Here is a 15,367-nt window from a genome sequence, read left to right as displayed (position 1 = left end):
AGTTCAAAGGTGCCCGATCGGCCGAACGCTGGTCGATCGAACGTGGACTGCGTGGCGCAAAGCGCCACGAGTCAAGGTGGGTCAGGCACGACGGCCTGATCCCGGTCTGTGGAGGTGATCCAGCCGCAGATTCCCCTACGGCTACCTTGTTACGACTTAAGCCCCCTTGCGGAGCCCAGATTCGACCAGCGTTGCACTGGCCTCATCCGGACCCCACTCGGGTGCTTTGACGGGCGGTGTGTGCAAGGAGCAGGGACGTATTCACCGCGCCCTTCTGAGGCGCGATTACTACCGAATCCAGCTTCATGAGGGCGAGTTTCAGCCCTCAATCCGAACTACGACCGAGTTTCGGAGATTAGCGCCCCCTTTCGGGGTTGCATCCCACTGTCTCGGCCATTGTAGCCCGCGTGTCGCCCAGCACATTCGGGGCATACTGACCTACCGTTGCCCGTTCCTTCCTCCAGTTTGGCACTGGCAGTCCTCCTAATGTACCCAACCACCACAAGGGTGTTGCTGGCAATTAGGAGTGCGGGTCTCGCTCGTTGCCTGACTTAACAGGACGCCTCACGGTACGAGCTGACGGCGGCCATGCACCTCCTCTCAATGGCTCCAGTAAGATCATCAATCTGACCTTCACTGCACATTGTCGATGCTGGTGAGATGTCCGGCGTTGAGTCCAATTAAACCGCAGGCTCCTCCGGTTGTAGTGCTCCCCCGCCAATTCCTTTAAGTTTCATCCTTGCGGACGTACTTCCCAGGCGGTCTGCTTCACGGCTTCCCTACGGCACAGCACAGGCTCGTAGCCTGTGCCACACCTAGCAGACATCGTTTACAGCTCGGACTACCCGGGTATCTAATCCGGTTCGTGACCCGAGCTTTCGTCCCTCACCGTCGGATCCGTCTTCCAGAGGCGCTTTCGCCACCGGTGGTCCGTCCAGGATTACGGGATTTCACTCCTACCCCGGACGTACCCCTCTGGTCTTCCGGTCCCAAGCCACACAGTTTTCACCGGACGCCCGCGCGTTGAGCGCGCGGATTTCCCGATAAACTTGCGTGGCCAGCTACGGACGCTTTAGGCCCAATAATAGCGGTCATCACTCGTGCTGCCGGTATTACCGCGGCGGCTGGCACCGGTCTTGCCCAGCACTTATTCTACGACCACCTTACGGTCGTGAAAAGCGAGGGCTATATGCCCTCGCACTCGGAGTCCCCTTATCGCACTATCGTGCAGTGTAAAGGTTTCGCGCCTGCTGCGCCCCGTAGGGCCCGGTATCTTGTCTCAGATACCGTCTCCGGGCTCTTGCTCTCACAACCCGTACCGATTATGGGCACGGTGGGCCGTTACCCCACCGTCTACCTAATCGGCCGCAGCCACATCCTATGGCGCCGTAACGTTTCGCGTTCAGGCCACTCCAGGCGATGAACGGTATCCCGGATTAGCCTCAGTTTCCCGAGGTTATCCGGATCCATAGGGCAGTTTGGCCACGTGTTACTGAGCTATCTGCTACGAGTCTGAACTCGTGCAACTAGCATGGCTAAATCGGACTCCAATAGCAATGACCTCCGGCAGGATCAACCGGAATGCTATATGTTACTCCCCGTGAGGGGAGGGTCTGTTGGCGGTGAATGTTGATACACACTCACACATAATGGTCCACGTTCGATGACACGTTGATCGTCGACCGATCGGGCGTCACCGAACTACCAAGGCTAACATCAGATCCCATCTGTACGGCGGACCGCAGGGGTGGAATCCTCATCTCTTGCGGATGTATTCGTAGTCCGTCTGGGGTACATAACCCCTTCGGACTCGAGCCATCCAAGGTGGCGAAGTGCGTCGTGCACCTCGCCTCTTCCTTCGTATCTATTCATAGTCCCGGATCACTACTTAAGGCCTGCGAACCGCACCGTCGAAGGTAGATAGTAACACACAACGCGACAGTGGAGATTGCGTACTTATAGAATGGAACTAGAGAGGATACGCATCGATTAGTTCCATCTCGAGACCGGTATAGCATCGTTCGGAGAGACCAAGTCCGAAGCGCTGGCGATGCTCGCGGAGGCCCTCGAGTTGCACGAGGGGAGGGTGGTGAGCCGGTCACCGACGTAGACCTCGAGGAATAAGAGCTCGATTCCGATGCAAGCGGAGAGAAAGAACGCCCTGAGTTCATACAGTAAATGGTTCGGACGACGTTCTCCGGACAGGAAATCGCGAACGTCCTGCAGGATCACGGCTACAGACCGGTCGACCGAAGGGGAATCACCTGAAGCTTCGGTACGAACACCCCGAAACGGACGAGACCCGGATCGCCACTCTAGCGGCCGTTCAATGCGAATCGTGGTAGTTCACCCCCGAATACTGCCCTGATTCCCTCTCAATAACCCGCTCGAGACGGTCGGTAACCTCGTCGTAGTCCCGGAGATACGACAGCCGGGCGGGTGGACCGTCGTCCGTCTCGATGACCACCGTTCCGTATCCCCCAATCCAGGCATCGATCCCGCGTTCGAGGGACACTCCCGTCATATCCTCGTATGCGAGTCGCCAGACCGGTTCCTCGAGCCAGTGATCGTGACAGACCAGTTGCTCGTCGTAGAACTCGTACACCAGAGTCGCGTGTCGTGGTAATATGAACACCAATACGGGGACCACAGCGAACACCAGTGCAGTAGTGAACGAAATAAGTGGGAGGATCAGTTGAACGTCCACTACGAGAGTAAAGAGTGCGAAGATAAGGAAGAAGATGGCTTCCCCAGTACGAGAAATTAATAGCCCGAGAATCGGGCTAACTCCGAGAATCCGCCAGATACTATGACGGACCGTCGCTTGCGGCTGCCTAGTCGGTCGCTCCACACGAGGTAGTGTAGTGGCCGTCACGCCAACAGCCTGGAAGTCTAACCCACCACCGGTCTGGTCTTCGAACGGGTTCACGTCGTGTTCGGTCACCTCGAACCGGTTCCTGTCATGACACCGGAACAACAACGTCATCGCGATTTTTCCGGCAACGAGTATGTATGACAGTCCGGAACCGGTGATATCCCCATCTCGAAGCCACAATAAGACAACGAGAAGAGTAACGCCTACGCCGGTCCTGAACCACGATTGAAACGCCTGCCTCGCTGGGGCTCGCTCGTACGTTGCTCGTCAAAGTATACCTTTGCGGTCAAGAAATGTGTCCCCGCCAGGATGCCAGCGATGACTGCAACGCTCTCGACCGTCTCGTGTGATGAATAGTAGACTGAAGATGACGGAACGAACAGCGCGAGCCCTGAAATGCAAAAAGCGAATAGAAACCCTAACTGAGCACCAACAACTGACGCGTTTCGAACATAGCCTGTGAGAGGCCCCATACTGAGTGTTCCATGTCGGCTCTTGAGCAACGGCTTGGAACGTGGCTCTGGCAGTGGGGTGTCTACGAGTCGGGTCGGAAACGTTTTTGCAATACCGACGATGGTGCCGACCACGGCTTCGACCCAGTAGACAACCAACAACTCAGTCACTCCCCACTGGAACCCCGCTACCCCGATCAGCGGGGGGAGATTTGCGATCATGACGACACAGACGACCCACGAAGGAAATGCAAAAAGCCGTTTCTTTCTTCGGAAGCCATACTATACATGAGATATTGATACGATATTTGATAAAAAGTTGTACGAACTAGATTTCGGATTCTCCAGTCGATATCGTACAGTTCGCTCGCTCGAACGAACTCGCTACACATCGACCCCACCTCCGTAGCGGCCGGGCGATGTCTCTGGATCTGGAACTGGTACGTCGACGCCAGCTGCAGAACCCCGGCTCAACCGACCGTAGCTATCGCAGTCGCCACAGCGGTGAGCCCGGTCGTCATCGTCACCGAAGACGCGACGGAACTGGTCCGTGACGTGGGCACCGCAGTGGCGACACGTCGAGTTGTCGACCGACGGCCACGGTGCGACCGTCACGCTGACCACCCCGTTTCGGCTACTAATTTCGCAGGACGGCGACGACCCGGAACTGGTGACTTGTTCGGATCCGGTTCAGTGACCGGTGATATCGAAGTGGAATATTGACGTTTCGACCCGTTCAGAAACCGCTCTGAAGCCAATTCAATTCGGCTACGCTTCGTGTTTTTTGCGGATGGGCCCTGACGGATTCGAACCATCGACCACTCGGTTATGAGCCGAGCGCTCTAACCAGACTGAGCTAAGGGCCCTCCAATCGGGAGAAATCGCGCGTGCTAATTAACGTTTGCTGTCCAGTCTGCACGATAAAAAGGATGGACGACGCCTACGCACGCAACGCCTCGAGTTCGTCGTCGCTCAGTGCAGCGTCCAGTTCGTCTTCGCTGTGGTTCTCGAGTACGTCCGCACGCTCCTCGGCTTCGAGGTCGGCCAGGGATTCGAAGTGATGACACATAGCATTCGAATGGACGTGTTCGCGTTCAATAAAGGCTGGTTCAGGGATGTTGACTGCTCGCCGGTGGAGTCACTGCAGACTCTCTGATGAAGGAGGAGACGAGCGTCGAGGCTATTCGTGCTGATAGTCCGCGAGCGTCTGGTCGCTCGTTCCGGCGCGGTGACGTGTCGCCAGTCCGGCGAGGTGTGGCGTCTCGGGGACGATCAGTTCCTCGCAGGCGGTTTCGCAGGCGCTCTTGCTGCCGGGAAGGCAGAAGACCGGCGTGTCGACGGCGATCCCAGCTGTCGCGCGCGAGGCCATCGCCCGAGTACCGACTTCGTCCCACGAGAGCGAGCGGAACAACTCGCCGAATCCCGGTAGTTCCCGCTCGAACAGGGACGCCGTCGCCTCCGGGGAGACGTCGTCGACGGTGACGCCGGTACCGCCAGTAGTACACACCACGTCGATATCTCGGCGCGCGACCAGCCCTCGAACAGCAGTCCGAATTGCTGAATAATCGTCGCGAACCAGCAGGCGTTCGCTGATCTCGTGGCCCCCGGCCTCGAAACACGCTTGAATCGTGTCTCCGCCAGGATCGTCGGGATCGTCTTCGCCCGCGCGTGAACTCGAGACGGTGACGATCCCGACGTGGAGCGGGTCGATGATGTCGTGGCCGTGATCGTCGGTACTCCGTCGGTCGTCGTGATCGCTGGTCATGTATTCACATCGCTGCTGGAGAACGATAATACCTCCCTCGGATAGCCGAGTGATGTGCCACCATACCGGGTAGTCATCCACGTCGATCGCGGATCGGGAACGATCACGGTTGTCGAAGTTCCTCGAGCGCCCCGTCCTCCTCGTTCGCTCGAACCGGATGGACACGCGCCCGATTGGTGGCAGATAGCGAATAGTGTCCGGAGAGCGTTCGACAACGAACTCACAACGGAAGTCTACCGGGAGCAGTAGCTCGCACTATCGATCGTGAGTCAGGAAGAAGCGCCGAAGCCAGGACTCGAACCTGGGACAACCTCGTTAACAGCGAGGTGCTCTACCATCTGAGCTACTTCGGCTCATCTTCTGATAGCCGGGTGCATTTGATAGGGCTTTCGTTTTGCCTGCATCGGGTTCGATACTCTTTCACGCACCGCTCGAGTACGCTCACCCAATGAGCGAGGAGGACGACGAGTCCGACGATCGAGACGGGAATCGCGACCTCGAGCGAGTCGTCGCCGAGGTTCGAGACCGCGTCGATCCGAAAGCGGACGAACGCGCACGGCTCCGCGAGGTGGCCGATCGGCTCATGGACCGTGCCGAAGCCGCGGCGACGGAGCGGTGTGCCGGCGCTGACGTGTTGCAGGTCGGGTCGACCGCCCGCAACACCTGGATCAGCGGCGACCGGGATATCGACATTTTCGTTCGGTTCCCGCCGGAACTCGACCGGGAGACTCTGGAGGAGTACGGCCTCGCAGTCGGCCATGCGACCCTCCCGGACGGGCACGAAGAATACGCCGAACACCCCTACGTGAAAGGAGAAATCGACGGATTCGACATCGACGTCGTCCCTTGTTTTCGGCTCGAGTCGGCCACCGAGATTCGCTCGGCCGTCGATCGGACGCCGTTCCATACGCAGTACCTTCGAGAGCGACTGAACGACGACCTCGCCGGAGACGTCCGCGTTACGAAACAGTTCCTGAAGGGGATCGGGGCCTACGGGAGCGATCTCCGAACCCGTGGGTTCAGCGGCTACCTCACGGAGCTGCTCGTCTGTGAGTACGGTGGCTTCCGGTCGCTGATCGAGGCCGCGGCCGATTGGCATCCACCGGTCATCCTCGATCCCGAGGATCACGGGTATGCGAGCGAGACGGCGAACTCGTCTCGGGATGCAGCGGTCGGCGACGCCGACCTCCCGTTCGACGATCCGCTGATCGTCATCGATCCCACCGACCCGGAACGCAACGTCGCCGCCGTCTGCTCGGCGGCGAACGTCGCCCGGTTCCAACACTACGCCCGCGAACTCCTCGAGGCGCCACAACTCGACCGCTTCGAGTCCGACGAGCCGGAGCCGTTGGCCGAATCAGAACTCCGTGAACATCTCGACGGCCGAGGGACGACTCCCGTGGCGATCCGATTCGAAGCGCCCGACCTCGTCGAGGATCAGCTCTATCCGCAACTCCAGAAGTCTCTCGACGGAATCACGCAGGGGCTGGACGACCGCGGATTCGATGTCTTCCGGGCGACGGCGATCGCAGACGACACCGCCGTCGTCTTCGCGGAACTCGCCGTCAGCGAGCGTCCCGCCGTCGAGCGCCACCAGGGACCGCCGGTCCACGTTCGCGACCACGCCGTCGGATTCTACGACACCTACGCGGACGATCCGGCTGCCTACGGTCCGTTCATCGAAGCGAACCGCTACGTCACCGAGCGCGAGCGGGAGTTCACTACCGCTCGCGAGTTCCTCGAGAGCGATCGGCTCTTCGACGTTGGACTCGGCGCTCACGTCGAGACAGCGCTCGAGGACGGGTACGAGGTACTGGTCGATGAGGACGTTACCGGGCTCCTCGAGGAGTTCGGAACGGACCTTGCAGCATACTTCGAGCCCCACCCCTGAATTCGATCGGGGAGGACGGCTCAGCTGATTCGACTCGCGCTACAGCTCGTCGACGTCCAAATCGAGATCGTGTGCCTCGCAGACGTCCTCGAGCGCCGATTCGACGTTCTCGTCCGGCTCGTCGTCGGGTTCGATCGGCTCGCGGCCGTCGAACGTTTCGTGGACGAGCGCGACGCTGTCGGCGAGCACGTCCAGTCCGTAGCCGCCTTCGAGGACGAACGCCAGCGCGGCGTCGGTGTCTTCGGCGAGCGACCGGACCCGGTCGCTCATCAGGGCGTAGGCCTCCGTCGAGAGTCGAATACGCGAGATCGGGTCGTGGCGGTGGGCGTCGAAGCCGGCGCTGATCAACAGCAGATCCGGATCGTACTCGGTGAGTGCGGTGGCGATCGGCCCATCGAAAGCGGCCAGATACTCGCGGTCGTCGGTTCCGGCCGGCATCGGAATGTTCATCGTCGTCCCTTTACCCTCCCCCTCGCCGGTTTCGTCGACGTCGCCGGTTCCGGGATAGAGCCCTTGCTCGTGAAGCGAGACGAAAAAGACGTCGCCGCGGTCGTAGAAGATATCCTGCGTACCGTTACCGTGGTGGACGTCCCAGTCGATGATCGCGACCCGGTCGACGTCGTACTCGTCGTGATCGAGCGCGTGTTGGGCAGCAACGGCGACGTTGTTGACGAAACAAAACCCCATCGCGTTGTCGTAGACGGCGTGATGTCCCGGCGGGCGACCGATCGAGAAGGGCGTATTCCGACCCGTCGCACCCTCGAGAGCCGCTTCGGCGGCCCAGCAGGCGAGCCCGGCGCTCCGACCGGCCGCCTCCCACGTTTCTTCGACGGCGGTCGTGTCGGGGTCCCAGCTGCCGCCGCCGTCGGCGCAGAATTCCCGGACGGACTCGAGATAGTCCCGTTCGTGGACGGCCGCCATCGTGTCGAGGTCGCAGGCGTCGGCCTCGACGTACTCGACGCCGTGTTTCTTCTTCAGTCGCTCCCGGATCGCGCGTAGCCGGTCCGGCGACTCTGGGTGGCGCGAACCGGGATCGTGTGCGAGACAGAGCTCGCTGTAGCCGAACTGCATCTGCTTACTCGAACAACGAGAAGTACGTCTCGATGTCGTCGTCGGTGATGGTCCGCCGGTCGGCGTGGTGCGCGAGAATCGCGGCCGCCCGGGCGACGTTGTCCGCGTAGTCTTCGAGAATATCGGCCAGTGCGACGCGGGCGTCCATCGAGACGCGATAGCGGTCGTCGATTTCGAGTCTGGCGATTCGGTCGACCGGGGCGACCGGTAGCTCGAGGTCGTCCTTGTCGACGACCCGCTCGACGCCGAAATCCTGGGCCATCAGCGTCTTGCGGCCGTCCGTCGTCGCCTCCTCGGCCGCGTCGATTGCGAGGTCGCTCCCGTGTTCCTGAATCCGCGTTGCGAGTTGCTTCGACGCGTCAGCACTCACCCGAAGGTCGCCCGCGTTCCGCCGGATGATCGTATCCACCGGGGCGAACGGGAGTTCGACGTTCATATCATGATAGGCGAAGCTAACTCCCTTAACGCTTTTCCTAGGTGGCCGATGAGGTTGCTCGCGGCGTCAGAACACGTCGTTTGCCTCGAGGCGTCCGTCACGGACGATCCCTCGGGCGGTTACCTCCTCGCCGAGCCCGACGTCGACGTCGGTCGTGACGCTCATCGTCGTCTCGCCGTCGTCGAGAACGATCGGATCTCCCGCCTGCACGACGACGCCGGTGAACTCGAGTTCCTCTCCATCCGAGGGGTCGTCCGATTCGGTATCGGTACCGTCGGTATCGTCCTGCTCGGTCGTGGCTTCGGTAGCTGTACCGGACGCGTCACTCGAGTGAGTCGAACCGGTCCCGTCCGCCGCCGTCTCCTCGTCCGATCCGTCGTCACCGGCGAAGGCCGACAGACCGGCGTTTTCGTCGCTCGAAGCGTCGGTATCGGTTTCGCCACCGCCGGAGCCGGCCGAGTCCGACTCGAGGACCGCGATCGTCGACTGCCAGCCCGCGGAGGCTTCGAGGTCGTCCTGCCAGCCGTCCTGGATCTCGACGTCGCCGAGTGCAACTTCGTCGCCCGGGCCCACGTCGATGTCGGCTTTGTCGCCCCAGAGGGCGACGCGGATATCGCCGGTCGCGTCCTGCACGCGGATGTTTCGAACCTGTCCCTCGGAGCCGTCGTCCCGGTCGAAGGTTCGTTTCGGATCGGCCGAGCGGACGACGCCCGCGATGTCGACCATCTGGTCGATCTCGAGGTCGTCGATCGGCGTACTCTCGGGGACGTACTCGACGTCTTCGTCGACTTCCTCGACCGCCCCGCGGTTGCCGACGTGGAGTTCGAGGCTCCCGTCGCGTTCCTTGACGTAGCCGTCGATCACCTCGACAGTCGTGCCGGCCTCGAGTTCCGTCGCGAGGTCGGCCTGCTCGTCCCAGAGCGTGACCCGGATGCGACCCGTCGAATCGCCCAGAACGAGGTTCGAGACTTTCCCCTCGGAGCCGTCGTCCCGGTCGAAGGTACGCACGCTGTCGGTGTCCAGGAGCAGCCCGACGAGATTGACGTTCGAGAGGCCGAGCGAGAGGTCCTCGACGGTGTACGTGTCGGAGATCTGGACGTCGATCTCGGTGTCCGGATCGGGTTCGACGTTGTCGACGCTGATCTCGACGCCGCTGAAGCCCTCCTTGGGTCGGCCCTTGATTCGCAGGACCTGTCCCTCTTCGAGCTCTTCGATCGCGGCTTCCGCGTGATCGTCCCAGAAGGCCGCTCGGACGGAGCCGGTCTCGTCCGCTACCTCGACGTTGACGACCTGTCCGTCCTCGTCCTCGCCGTCGCGTTCGAATGTCCGTTTCTCGCCGATCGAGAGGACCTTGGCGACGAACTTCGCCTCCTCCATTCCGGGTTCGATGTCGGCGATACCGCCGACTTCGCTCTCGCCGACTTCGTGAGCGACGAGCATCGCCGCCGTCTCCTCGTCCGCGAGTCCACCCATCTGCTCGACTTTCGCCTCGACGGCCTCGCGAAACTCCTCGAGAGAAACGTCGGCCTCGAGGTCCTCATATACGCCCTCGATGTCGCTCATTCTATGCTCGTGCATGGGTAGCCCGCGCATAAGCGTTATCCATTCGGTGTCCCGGTGTCGTACCGCGTTCGACGTGAACGGGACCCACGAAGCGAGAATCGCGGAAATCGTCCGGGGCCGATCCGACAGAGACCGTCGGTCGAGCGCACACGCCAGCCGTCCTCGAGCGGGGAGTCATACCACGCTCTGCCCTCGTGATCCTATATAAATCACGGCACGAAAATCGGACGGACGGCCGACTCGAGCATGGCTCGATCCGCGTCGCCGCGGTCAGTCGCTCCCGGCGGTCGCGTTCTCGATCTCCGTTTCGCCGTCAGCAGCGTCGTGCGTCACCGTGACGGTCTCGGGAATCGTCCCCTCGATCTCGATCGTCGCCGTGTAATCGACCCGACCGAGGCAGTCTCGACAGACGCCGCCCTGCGCCTCGAGGCCCACGGTCACGGCGAGTTCGCTCGCAGAGACGAACTCGATGGTCGAGAGCGCCGCATCGTAACACGGCGTCGGAGATTCGATCGACCCGGAGAGTTCGACGCCGGCCGCAGTAATCGTGACGAGCGCGTCCTGATCGGCCTCTGATCCCTCGGCACAGACGCTCTCGGAGGCGACTCGTTGCCCGACGACCGTTCCCGGTTCTTCGGTTTCCGAATCCGATTCACCCTCTCGAGCCTGTAGACAGCCCGCGACGGTCCCCATCGTAATCGCCCCGGTACCGGCACCCAGCCGCTCGAGAAGTCCCCGTCGTCGCATACGTCGTCTCGGTACTCGGCTGCTAAATCCGTTCCTATCGTTTCGGCGGGCGGGAGGAGGCGACTCGGGTGGAAGATACGGTACTCGAAGTGCCGAAAACGTCGACGGAGCGGCACGAAACCCCGAGGCGGCGACGGGAGCCTTTCGAAAGGGCTTTAATGTTCACCGGGGTATGAAGAGATGAGTCCTGATAGGGTAGTGGACTATCCTCTTGGCTTGCGGAGCCAGGGACCGGAGTTCAAATCTCCGTCAGGACGCTCACTCCTTACGAGTGCTTCACGTTGCTCAGCACTCGCTTCGTCGTTCGGTCCTGACGTGCCTCACGCTCACTGCGTCACCGGCGGCGAAGCCGCCGGTTTCCAGCGGGACCTCCGGTCCCGCCCGGTTCGCGTGAGACTCCGTCAGGACGTTTCTGTCGACACCAAACCGCGAGTGAAGCGTGGCGCGTTAAGCTGTCGCCGGAAGGTCGATAGCACTCCCGACGCCGACGGAGCGGAACGCATCCGGAAGACGGTCCGAGAGGATTTTCTCTGCCTCGAAGCCGGTGCAATGCGTCCCGGCGAATAGCTCGAGTTTGCCGTCTAGCCAGTCCGCAATGTCGTGGATTTCCGGCTCCTCCTTGGCGACGAGATGAGTGCCGCCGATGACATAGCGAACCGCCGTCCCCGTGACCGTCTCGGCGTACTCGACGGTGTTTCGAAGCCCCGCGTGACAGCACCCGAGGACGAGCGCCGTGCCGTCGGTCGTTCGGACGGCGACGGCTTGATCGTCCGTGACCGGATCGTCGACCAGTTCGCCGTCCTGCCTGCGGAGATGGACGGGATTATCGGCGTGGTCCCGGGGGATTTCACCGAGGGCGAAGACCCCGTCGCGTACCTCGACGGGGTCGCGGTGTTCGACGACATCGGCTCCGGTGTCGACTTCGGCCCGCGTGTAGGGGATTCCGATGTGGATCGGATCCTCGAGCGTCCTCCCGTCCGCCGGTTCTCGAATGAATCGCTCGCTCCAGATGTCGGGATGGCAGTACACGGTCGGCTTGTCGGACGGGTCGAGGAACGCGTCGAGGCCCATCGTGTGGTCGTAGTGAGCGTGGCTCAATACGATATCGTCGAAGTCAGTGGTGACGCCGAGGCGACGAGCGTTGTCGAGTGCGCTCGAGGATTGGCCAGTGTCGAGCAACACGTCTCCGACTGCCGCCGCGAACCCCCACTCGCCGCGAAGCCCTTTCGGAATCCCGGTCGCGACCGTATTATCGGCCAGAATCGTAACTGTCACCATCTGTTTTCGGGACGGCAGTTGCGACGAGGAGTATCGGAACGGTTCGGTGCAGTGCGTCGGTCGTCCGTGGAACAGTGTCCACGGGGCGATCGGTCGTTCGAGAGCACGATTATAGAGACGGAAACATAATTGATTGCTGTTTTCACTTCAATTCTGAACTCAACACGTTGAGAATATAACAATCGTAACTGTCACGCCGACCATCCTCGAAGTAGCGCCGGAAATTCGAGCGAAGAGCGAACGCTACACGCTTGGCAGGTGCCTTTGAAAATACTAAGCCACCTCATAAAAAATACCGCCGATAGGGTCGGTGGACGGACTAACGGATGGGAGGGACATGTGGCTTGCCAACGGAATCGAGCGACCTCATAACCGGCTATTCTGACTGGCTAGTCTCGGAAGAGAGCAGTCCGAGGACGTCGAACGGCGTCGTCACTCGAGGATTCGAAACTGGGTGAGAGGAGTAAGCCCCCTTCTGTTCGTCCCGGCATTCGGCTGAGCGTCCGCGCCGTCCGCGGCGACGCCGCGGGGTGTTCGGGCTACCACGGCACGGACTTGCACCGGTGGGGATTCGCCGTTCCATCGCTCCTCGGCCGTCTGTGTGCGGTCGATCACGTCGAACGTGATCCATGGGTTCGAACCATGCGTCGTCGACCGCACGCCCTCTGCGGGTCAACTCCCCTTCCTCTCGGTCGGGTTCGCACGCATCATCGGTCGGGCCGAGACGTGTCGTTTCTGTTCCAGAGCCAGCGGTCTCCCGCTCCGGACTTGCGTCCGGTCACCTGCCCGAACAGGTGGGGGGACTTTCCTCGCGAGCGTTGCGCGTCCCAGGGGGACGGGCAACGTTGGGGCCGTGAAGCGTCCCGAAGAGACGGGTCACGATAGGTGGTGGTTCCACCGTTGCCGGAGGAACCATCGCGGCAGCCAGGCTCTCTCTCCCAGTCCTGATAGGAACCTCTAGCGAATAAGTTCCCCGGTCGTCGGAGACTGGTTCTGCAACGCCAGCCCTCGTCGCTCGTTCGAACGTCGATCCGTCCGACAGTTCCCGCGACCGAAATTCAGGAATTTATTTCAATTCAGTGTCGTAACATAGTCTCGAGAGGAATGGAAGCGTTTTAGGACGACTAATCCCTTGTCCATCTGTATGTCCCAGCGACAGGGCGTCGACCTTTCCTACGAAGACGGTGCTCGCGCGGTCGAACTCGCGCGCGAGTCCGTCGAGTCTTACGTACAACACGGGCAACGAGAACAACCGGGTAGCATGCGCGAGGCCTTCTACGAACGGACCGGCGCGTTCGTCCGCCTCGAGTCGACCCGCGGCCGGGGGAGCCTGCGGGGCTGTGCGGGCGGCTATCGCTCGGGCGACCAGCTCGGCCACGTCATCGTCGACGCGGCGATCGAAGCCGCGAGCGAGGACTCCTGTGGCTCGGAGGTCAGCCCCTCGGAGCTACCGAACCTCACCGTCTCGGTCTGTACCGTCAAGAACGTCCTCCTGACGGACGACCCGCTGGCGGACCTCGAGCTCGGAACCCACGGCGTCGCCATCGACGGCGGCGAGGGCGGCTGGCTCTACCCGACAGTGCCGGTCCAGAACGACTGGAGCGCACGCGAGTATCTCGATCGGACGTGCCGAAAGGCGAAGCTCGCGCCGGGTGCCTGGCAGGACGACGACGTCGTCGTCACGCTGTTCGAGGGACAGGTTTTCAGGGAGCGCGAGGCCGACGGCAGTATCGAAGAAGTCTAACGTCGTCCGTTTCTGCTGCGGAATTTCGCCGAACGCTCGAGAGCGTGTCTCCTCTTCGGGCCGATGGCGCTACGGTCGGTCGCTGTCGGATTGTTCCGTCCAGTCGATCGCTTCGAGTTTCGCCTCGAGTAAATCGTCCAGCGCGGCCAAGACGGCACGGATCGTGAACCAGAGCGCCAGAACGATCACGAGTCCGGCGCCGAGGAGGGCGATCGGGCCGACGTCGAAGGCGAAAAGCACGATCGGGGCGGATAGGACGAGCGTCACGAACAGGATGGCACTGAGTTCCGCGGTCAACTCGGTCGCGATCTGATTATGCGTGGGAGTCGGCCGGTCGGACGAGTTCATACCCGGTCATCGATCCCGAAATAAATTATTTTGTTGATCTATCGAATCCGACCGCCTTAGCATCCGCGAGACACCGCTCGGTCGCTCCATCCAGATCGAATTCACGAACGATGTCGCCGTCGCGAATCAGGGGCTCGAGCAGCGCCGTTCCCTCGTCCGGTCCCTCGCGGTCGGCCAGAGCGACGTGGTGGCCGCCGTCGGGCGTCCGGTAAACGTTTTTGACGCCGGAGAGCTTGCCCCGCTTGGAGATCGGCTCGCCGTCTATTTCCACGATGTCGAGGCTGAAGTCCACCGAGTCGGCCCCGGTGATGTGACTGCCGACGCCGAACCCGTCGGCAACGTCGCGCAGGTTGCGGATCGACGCGGGCTCGAGGCCGCCGCTGCAGAAGATGTCGACGTCCTCGTGGCCGCGGGCGTCGAGTTCCCAGCAGACTTCGCGGACGATGTGTCGGAAATCGCCCCGTCGCGAGCCGGTCGTGTCCAGCCGGACTCCGTCGAGATCGTCACCGAGCGTTTCGGCCGCCAACAGGCTCTCGCTCTTCTCGTCCCAGAACGTGTCCGTCAGCGCGATTCGAGGAACGTCCTCGCCGACGGCCTCGTCGAACGCCGTCCAGGCCTCCGCCTGGTTGCCCTCGCCGAAACAGAACATGAGCGCGTGGGGCATCGTGCCGCCGGCCGCTCGGCCCAGGATCTCGCCCGCCGCCACGTGAGAGAACCCGTCGAGACCGGCGAGCAGCGACGCGCGTTCGACCGTCGACGCGATCGAGGGGTGGACGTGACGCGCGCCGAAGGAGAGCACGAGCGAGTCGGGGGCTGCGAATCTGGCCTCGAGTGCGGCCGTCGCGAACCCGCTCGGTTGCGACAGGAAGCCCAGCAGCGACGTTTCGAGTTCGGCGAACTCGAGGTAGGGGCCCTCGATCCGGCAGACGGGACCGCCGTCGAACAGCTGTCCGTCGGGGAGCGCGTCGACGTCCACGGACCGACCCTCGAACAGCGTTGCGACGTCTTTCACACCGGTGAAAACCTCGGACTCCCCGGTCGGAAACTGGTCGGCGGTCACTTCGGCGACGACGTGGGGGTTCTTGCCCGCGTGCTCGAGCGTGGCCCGCGTGCGCTCGAAGTAGGCGTCGGTGGCGTCCCCCTCGAGAATCGCTTCCGGCGGGACGGTTCCAAACGGATTTGACATATCGTCGGTTT

General features: G+C 61.9%; 13 protein-coding genes, 3 tRNA genes, 1 rRNA gene, 1 other RNA gene and 2 pseudogenes. 4 read left to right on the top strand and 16 right to left on the bottom strand.

The features are described from left to right. Positions 1 to 109 precede the first annotated feature (109 nt). A 16S ribosomal RNA gene (locus LDB05_RS17300) occupies positions 110 to 1,583 on the bottom strand. A 416-nt stretch (positions 1,584 to 1,999) separates the two neighbouring features. Between LDB05_RS17300 and LDB05_RS23650 the strand changes: the two are divergent. Beyond that, positions 2,000 to 2,124: pseudogene (locus LDB05_RS23650) on the top strand (type II toxin-antitoxin system HicB family antitoxin); the annotation flags it as partial. Positions 2,125 to 2,326: 202 nt separating this feature from the next. Here LDB05_RS23650 and LDB05_RS17295 read toward each other — a convergent pair. The 7 genes and pseudogenes from LDB05_RS17295 to LDB05_RS17270 form a co-directional block, all read right to left on the bottom strand. Beyond that, a complete protein-coding gene (locus tag LDB05_RS17295) occupies positions 2,327 to 2,986 on the bottom strand; it encodes a YdbT family protein (protein WP_226005221.1) in 660 nt (219 codons plus the stop codon). A 92-nt stretch (positions 2,987 to 3,078) separates the two neighbouring features. Beyond that, positions 3,079 to 3,558: pseudogene (locus tag LDB05_RS23645) on the bottom strand (DUF6498-containing protein); the annotation flags it as partial. A gap of 153 nt (positions 3,559 to 3,711) precedes the next feature. Then, entirely contained in the window at positions 3,712 to 3,951 is a 240-nt protein-coding gene (locus LDB05_RS17285) for a DUF7563 family protein (RefSeq protein WP_226005219.1), read from the bottom strand. Positions 3,952 to 4,118: 167 nt separating this feature from the next. Beyond that, a tRNA-Ile gene (locus tag LDB05_RS17280) sits at positions 4,119 to 4,193 on the bottom strand. A 74-nt stretch (positions 4,194 to 4,267) separates the two neighbouring features. Beyond that, positions 4,268 to 4,396 (bottom strand): hypothetical protein, encoded by a 129-nt coding sequence (locus LDB05_RS23430; RefSeq protein ID WP_284145777.1) that lies wholly within the window; start codon positions 4,394 to 4,396, stop codon positions 4,268 to 4,270. Between the two features lie 111 nt (positions 4,397 to 4,507). Next, on the bottom strand, positions 4,508 to 5,092 hold the full coding sequence (locus LDB05_RS17275; RefSeq protein ID WP_226005218.1) for a MogA/MoaB family molybdenum cofactor biosynthesis protein: 585 nt from the start codon (positions 5,090 to 5,092) through the stop codon (positions 4,508 to 4,510). 280 nt (positions 5,093 to 5,372) lie between these two features. Next, positions 5,373 to 5,445 (bottom strand) — tRNA-Asn (locus LDB05_RS17270). A gap of 95 nt (positions 5,446 to 5,540) precedes the next feature. On the opposite strand from LDB05_RS17270, the gene cca reads away from it, so the two are divergent. After that, positions 5,541 to 6,983 carry a CCA tRNA nucleotidyltransferase gene (gene cca, locus LDB05_RS17265; protein WP_226005217.1) on the top strand — a complete coding sequence of 481 codons (1,443 nt, stop codon included), beginning with the start codon at positions 5,541 to 5,543 and terminating at the stop codon, positions 6,981 to 6,983. A 39-nt stretch (positions 6,984 to 7,022) separates the two neighbouring features. On the opposite strand, the gene LDB05_RS17260 is transcribed toward cca, so the two are convergent. The 4 genes from LDB05_RS17260 to LDB05_RS17245 all read right to left on the bottom strand — a co-directional run bounded on the left by LDB05_RS17260 (position 7,023) and on the right by LDB05_RS17245 (position 10,800). After that, a complete protein-coding gene (locus tag LDB05_RS17260) occupies positions 7,023 to 8,054 on the bottom strand; it encodes a histone deacetylase family protein (protein WP_226005216.1) in 1,032 nt (343 codons plus the stop codon). 4 nt (positions 8,055 to 8,058) lie between these two features. After that, a complete protein-coding gene (locus tag LDB05_RS17255; protein ID WP_226005215.1) occupies positions 8,059 to 8,490 on the bottom strand; it encodes a histone family protein in 432 nt (143 codons plus the stop codon). 66 nt (positions 8,491 to 8,556) lie between these two features. After that, positions 8,557 to 10,053: a single-stranded DNA binding protein gene (locus LDB05_RS17250; RefSeq protein WP_226005214.1), complete on the bottom strand. Its 1,497-nt coding sequence runs from the start codon at positions 10,051 to 10,053 to the stop codon at positions 8,557 to 8,559. A gap of 270 nt (positions 10,054 to 10,323) precedes the next feature. Then, entirely contained in the window at positions 10,324 to 10,800 is a 477-nt protein-coding gene (locus tag LDB05_RS17245; protein WP_226005213.1) for a hypothetical protein, read from the bottom strand. Between the two features lie 184 nt (positions 10,801 to 10,984). Between LDB05_RS17245 and LDB05_RS17240 the strand changes: the two genes are divergently transcribed. Continuing rightward, positions 10,985 to 11,057 (top strand) — tRNA-Arg (locus tag LDB05_RS17240). 190 nt (positions 11,058 to 11,247) lie between these two features. Here the strand turns inward: LDB05_RS17240 and LDB05_RS17235 are convergent. Both LDB05_RS17235 and rnpB read right to left on the bottom strand, forming a co-directional pair. Beyond that, positions 11,248 to 12,078: an MBL fold metallo-hydrolase gene (locus LDB05_RS17235; protein ID WP_226005212.1), complete on the bottom strand. Its 831-nt coding sequence runs from the start codon at positions 12,076 to 12,078 to the stop codon at positions 11,248 to 11,250. 452 nt (positions 12,079 to 12,530) lie between these two features. Continuing rightward, positions 12,531 to 12,907: RNase P RNA component (gene rnpB, locus LDB05_RS17230), an RNA gene on the bottom strand. Between the two features lie 315 nt (positions 12,908 to 13,222). Between rnpB and LDB05_RS17225 the strand changes: the two genes are divergently transcribed. After that, positions 13,223 to 13,822, top strand: a complete 600-nt coding sequence (locus tag LDB05_RS17225) for a TIGR00296 family protein (protein ID WP_226005211.1) — start codon at positions 13,223 to 13,225, stop codon at positions 13,820 to 13,822. 69 nt (positions 13,823 to 13,891) lie between these two features. On the opposite strand, the gene LDB05_RS17220 is transcribed toward LDB05_RS17225, so the two are convergent. After that, a complete protein-coding gene (locus LDB05_RS17220) occupies positions 13,892 to 14,170 on the bottom strand; it encodes a hypothetical protein (RefSeq protein WP_226005210.1) in 279 nt (92 codons plus the stop codon). A gap of 25 nt (positions 14,171 to 14,195) precedes the next feature. Further along, positions 14,196 to 15,356, bottom strand: a complete 1,161-nt coding sequence (locus tag LDB05_RS17215; RefSeq protein ID WP_226005209.1) for a nicotinate phosphoribosyltransferase — start codon at positions 15,354 to 15,356, stop codon at positions 14,196 to 14,198. Between the last annotated feature and the right edge of the window lie 11 nt (positions 15,357 to 15,367).

This window comes from Natrinema salinisoli (assembly GCF_020405205.1).
Taxonomy (GTDB): Archaea; Halobacteriota; Halobacteria; order Halobacteriales; family Natrialbaceae; genus Natrinema; species Natrinema salinisoli.
Note: the sequence above shows the minus strand (reverse complement) of the source record. Positions and strands in the feature narration are given on the sequence as shown.